The 4370-nt window shown below is 69.0% G+C and carries 3 protein-coding genes and 2 pseudogenes; 4 read left to right on the plus strand and 1 reads right to left on the minus strand.

The genetic code is table 11. The features are described 5' to 3' along the window. Positions 1 to 119: 119 nt before the first annotated feature. From Q0112_RS04010 to Q0112_RS04020, 3 genes and pseudogenes are all read left to right on the plus strand, one after another. The gene (locus Q0112_RS04010; protein ID WP_297971728.1) at positions 120 to 725 is read left to right on the plus strand and encodes a hypothetical protein; all 606 of its coding nucleotides are present in this window, start codon (positions 120 to 122) and stop codon (positions 723 to 725) included. Next, positions 719 to 1918, plus strand: a complete 1200-nt coding sequence (locus Q0112_RS04015; RefSeq protein ID WP_297971731.1) for a hypothetical protein — start codon at positions 719 to 721, stop codon at positions 1916 to 1918. Before Q0112_RS04010 ends, Q0112_RS04015 begins: the two co-directional genes overlap by 7 nt. A 488-nt stretch (positions 1919 to 2406) precedes the next feature. Continuing rightward, positions 2407 to 2928, plus strand: a pseudogene (locus Q0112_RS04020) (site-specific integrase); the annotation flags it as partial. A gap of 3 nt (positions 2929 to 2931) precedes the next feature. Here the strand turns inward: Q0112_RS04020 and Q0112_RS04025 are convergent. Beyond that, entirely contained in the window at positions 2932 to 3534 is a 603-nt protein-coding gene (locus Q0112_RS04025; protein WP_297971734.1) for a hypothetical protein, read from the minus strand. A 621-nt stretch (positions 3535 to 4155) separates the two neighbouring features. On the opposite strand from Q0112_RS04025, the pseudogene Q0112_RS04030 reads away from it, so the two are divergent. Next, positions 4156 to 4323, plus strand: a pseudogene (locus Q0112_RS04030) (helix-turn-helix domain-containing protein); the annotation flags it as partial. Between the last annotated feature and the right edge of the window lie 47 nt (positions 4324 to 4370).

Below are 4370 nucleotides of genomic sequence, written 5' to 3' on the forward strand. Positions count from 1 at the left end.
CACGGCCGCAAATCGTATGGCCGCTTTCCAGCCTCCTTCCAGCCGCTTTCCAGTCAGCCCAAGCCACTGTTAACACTAACGGAATTCCCCCCGACACCGAATCACCCGCCGGAGGCCGCATGACCCGCCTCGCGCTCCTCCTCGCCGCCGCCGGCATCGCCGCCCTCGCCGCCGCCGGCCCGGCGCCGATCGGCCGCCTCGCGCTGATGGCCGGCCTGCCCGGCCTCGCCGCCGAGTTCATCGCCGACCCGGCAGTCCGCGGCGTCGCCCTCTACCGCGCCGGCCGCTACCAGGAGGCCGACGACGCCTTCCGCACCGCCGGCCGCGGCTCGACCTTCAACCGCGGCGTCACCCTCGCCGCCACCGGCGACTATCCTCTCTCCCGCGCCTACTTCGACGCCGTGCTCTTCGCCGCGCCAGGCGACAGCGAGGCGCGCGAAAACCGCAACATCATCAACGCCTTGATCCCGCCCGTCATCGGCGAGGGCAACGAGGCCGGCCGCATCTCGGTGACGCCGATCGCCATCCCCGGTGGCATGCCCACCGACGAGGACATCCGTGTCCGCGGCCGCCGGCTCGAGAGCGGCGGCCTCGTCGCGGACGAGACCTGGCTCGCCGGCATCCCCGACGACCCCGGCGAGTTCCTGCGCCTGCGCCTCGCCGACGAGCACCGCCGCCGCCTCGCCCTCGGCAAGACCCCCCCGGAGGAGGGCGACCCATGGTGAGGCCCGCGCTCCTCCTCCTCGCCCTGCTGCTGCCACCCCTGGCGTCCGCCGAGAGCCTCACCCTCAGCTTCGTGCCGCATCCGCGGCACGAAACCGTCGTCGTCGGCGAAATGGTGCCGGTAACCCTGCGCGCCGTCTACGACCGCAAGATCGCTCTCGAGAAGCTCGAGATCGCCCCCTCCGACAGCTTCGACTGGCTCCAGTCCAAGCCGGACCGCTGGCGGGAGGAGCGGATCGACGGCAAGAGCTGGATCACCATGGAACGCGAGCTCTCCCTGGTGCCGAAACGCTCGGGCCTGCTGCAGTTCGGCCCGGCGACCCACCGGCTCACCATCATCGACGAGGCGAGCCAGCGCCAGGAGCGCACCGTCATCGCGCGGCCGATGACCCTCGCCGTCGGCCCGCACCCGGCCGACCGCGGCTGGGAGGCGCCGCCGCCGCTCTCGGTGGCGGACGGCGGCCCGCCGCAGGAGGGGCACGGCTGGCACTGGGTCGCCGACGAGGCGACGCTGACCGACGAGCTCTCGACCGATCCCTCCCGCCTCGCCGACGGCGAGACGGTCACCCGCCGCGTCACCATCCGCGCGCGGGGAACCTTCCCCGAATCGCTCCCCCCGCGGCCCGTGGTGTCGGAGCCCTGGCTCATCAGCTTCGCCGCCCCGGTCGAGCGCCGCCTCGTCCTGACCGCAGACGGCCCGGTCTCCGAGGCGGTCTGGACCTGGCAGCTCCGCCCCGAGACCGGCGAGCCGGGCGTGATCCCGCCCGTCACCATCCCCTACTTCAACGCCGCCAGCCGCCAGATGGACGCGCTCGAGATCCCCGCCCTCCCCATCGGCTACGCGAGCTTCTACACCAGCAAGGTCCAGACCGGCCGGTTCGACGCCGGCGCGCGCCTCGCAGAGGCCGGCGCCCTCCTCGCCGGCCTCGCCGCCGGCACCGCCCTCATCCTCGCCCGCGGCACCCCCGACACCAGCCGCGCCGCCTGGCGCCGCCTCCGCCGCCGCTGGTCGCCCGTCCGCCGCTGGCGCCTCCACCGCGCCGTCCGCACCGGCGACCTCCTCGCCGCCCGCCGCCTCCTCGCCGAGCCCCCCCCCGAAGCGGCGCAGGCCGCTACCCTCCTTGACGCCGCCCTCTACCGCCCTAGCACAGCCTTCGACCCCGCCGCCTTCCGCCGCGCACTCCGCCACGCCTAAACGGGATTCCCGTTTGGGGTGTTCTGTGATTCAAGCTCTCCATGACCTTTCCCCCGGGATCCGGGCCATTGCGAGCTGGAATCTTCCGCCCTTAGATCGACCAGGAGGAAGACCCATGAAGCACAAGCGGTTCAGGGAAGAAGCGGATGGACAATAGCGCGTCGCTGCGCGGCCAGGTCATCATGTGGCACCGGTTTCTCACGCAGGCCGAGCGCAGACCGGTCGATCTTTTCGCGCAGGAGAGCAGTGACGAGCTGGGCAACGCGAAGACGTCGCGTTTCCGGGAAGAGGAGGCGGAAGGCGTCCTGAAGGCCCTCGAAGAGGTTGGCACGGAGCTCAGCGACCTCGTCTGGGTGCAGGAATCCTATTCCGTCAAAGTGCTGCGTGACGGCAACTACCCGGTCCTTCGCGGCACGTTCGTCGACCTTGGCGGGCGGGGCCTTCTCTACACAAACGGGAGCATCCCTTACTACGGGACGTATCCCGGCCTGTGCATGCTGACCGGCGCCCGGGTAGGCGAGGTGCGGACGGCGCGGTTCGAACAGTTCAACCTCGACTATGCCATCTGGTCGAAGCCTGCCTCGACCACCAAACAGCGCAAGATTCATCGCGTCCCGATCTCGCAGGACGTCGCGGCCATCGTGCGCCTGCGCCAGCAGGCGGTACCGCGGGGCAACCCGTGGCTGTTCCCCGGCGACACTGTCGGCCAGCCGGTGCGGGAAATCCGTCGATTCTGGGCCAAGGTGCAGAAGGACGCCGGGCTGGCCGACGTTCGCATCCATGACCTGCGCCACACCTTTGCCTCGCTTCTGGTCAGCGGCGGCGCGTCGCTGGAAATGATCGGCAAGCTCTTGGGCCACAGCCAGATGCAGACCACCCAGCGCTATGCGCACCTGATGGATTCCCCCCTGCGCGCGGGCGTCGACACGGTGGCCAGCCTCCTGCGCCCGCGGCCGCGCCTTGTGCATGACGCGGCGCAGGATGGGGCCGACCTGCCGAAATCGGCCTGACCGTCACGCGGCATCCTCGCCGCGCAGCTTGCGCCAGAGCGAGGACAGCCGCTTGCGGATGGTGCTCTCATCCGGCACCTCGCCCGACTTCGAGTTCTGGACGAACCAGTCCTGCACCAACGAGACCAGCGCGGTCTGGGTGTCGGGCACGCCCTTTTCGAAGATGAACCATGTCAGCCACGCGTACATCGCGTCCCAATCGTACCGCGGGCTGGCGCCGATGGTGGAGGCCGGGCGGCGCAGCAGATCGCGTTCCTCCTCGAACTGCTGCAGGGAACCCGCCGACAAGAGAAGGTCCGACGACCGGATCGGCACGCCGTCGGGAGGGTCGGTCACCTTGAGCCAGGTCTTGGACCCGGGCGGCATCACCCGCCGCAGACGCGCCTGTTCGTCGCTCGGGCCGATCCTTCTGAACATCGGCATCAGTTCGGCAATCGGAACCTCGACCAGACCGGCGACGGTCTCATCGCCGCAACTCACTGGCGGAATGCCAGCCAGAACTTGAAGGTGTCCTGCCGCGGCCCAGCCTGCGACGTCGGCCGGGGGACAGCCCCAGCGCACGGCGATTTCGTAGATGGAATAGAAGGCGACGGGCGGCAAAGGCATGAACGAACTCCTCTCAGACATACGGCATCCTTCGGCCAAGGCCGTTGGATTGCGGGTTACAAAAAAACCGCCATGCCAAGCACGCGGGTGGACTGGCTGCAGCCCACTTCGTCGAGGAAAACTGCCTGTAATTGGGCACCCCACCCCAAAAGGCGCGGCCCCTGACTGCGTTTGTCTTGTCGATTCTTATGTTCTGCTCGCCCAAAGATTACGCATCCGGAGGGCGAGTCTGCAACGGGGTTCCCGCGAGATTTCACCGGTCATCGGCGGCTTCCTGCGCCGCGCGGCGAGCGTCGTTTGATCGGAACCGGAATAACCTGTTCCGGCGTTTCCGGTCCCTGCGAAACCGGTGAAACCGCCTGAGCGCTGCCCAATCCGCGCCAACCTGTCGGAGCGGTGTCGACGAAGCGCGGATCGTCGCCAGGAACCGGCGCTCGGGACGCCCTGCGAGGGCTGCCGCAACGCCTGTCATGTCGCGCACCAGCCGACAAAAACCAACAAAACAAGGGGTGGAACTGGGCGGCAGCGGCCAATTCCACCTTCCGCCTGTCTTCCGGTCCTCGCGCTCTGCTTCGCTGAGACCGCCCCCACCAGAGGGGCGCGAGGCGAACGGAGCAGCCCATGAAAGACATTCAAGATGACCCGGTGGAGGAGATCCCAGACCTCCTCGCCGACTGGATCAGCCGCGAGCAGCTGGCCCGCGCACTGGGCCTGACCACAGACACATTGTCGCGGTGGGAGGCCCGCCGTCAGGGGCCGCCATGCACACGCATAGGTCGTATGTCAATCGGCACGGAATCCTACCCCCCGATCGGCGTCGAACTTTGACCCCTCGT

The sequence above is a fragment of the uncultured Amaricoccus sp. genome, from assembly GCF_937858865.1.
Lineage (GTDB): Bacteria > Pseudomonadota > Alphaproteobacteria > Rhodobacterales > Rhodobacteraceae > Amaricoccus.

Excerpts from the sequence above, each read along its gene's own strand:
- Q0112_RS04010 (WP_297971728.1), top strand. The coding sequence starts at position 120 with ATGACCCGCCTCGCGCTCCTCCTCGCCGCCGCCGGCATCGCCGCCCTC.
- Q0112_RS04015 (WP_297971731.1), top strand. The coding sequence starts at position 719 with ATGGTGAGGCCCGCGCTCCTCCTCCTCGCCCTGCTGCTGCCACCCCTG.
- Q0112_RS04025 (WP_297971734.1), bottom strand. The coding sequence starts at position 3,534 with ATGCCTTTGCCGCCCGTCGCCTTCTATTCCATCTACGAAATCGCCGTG.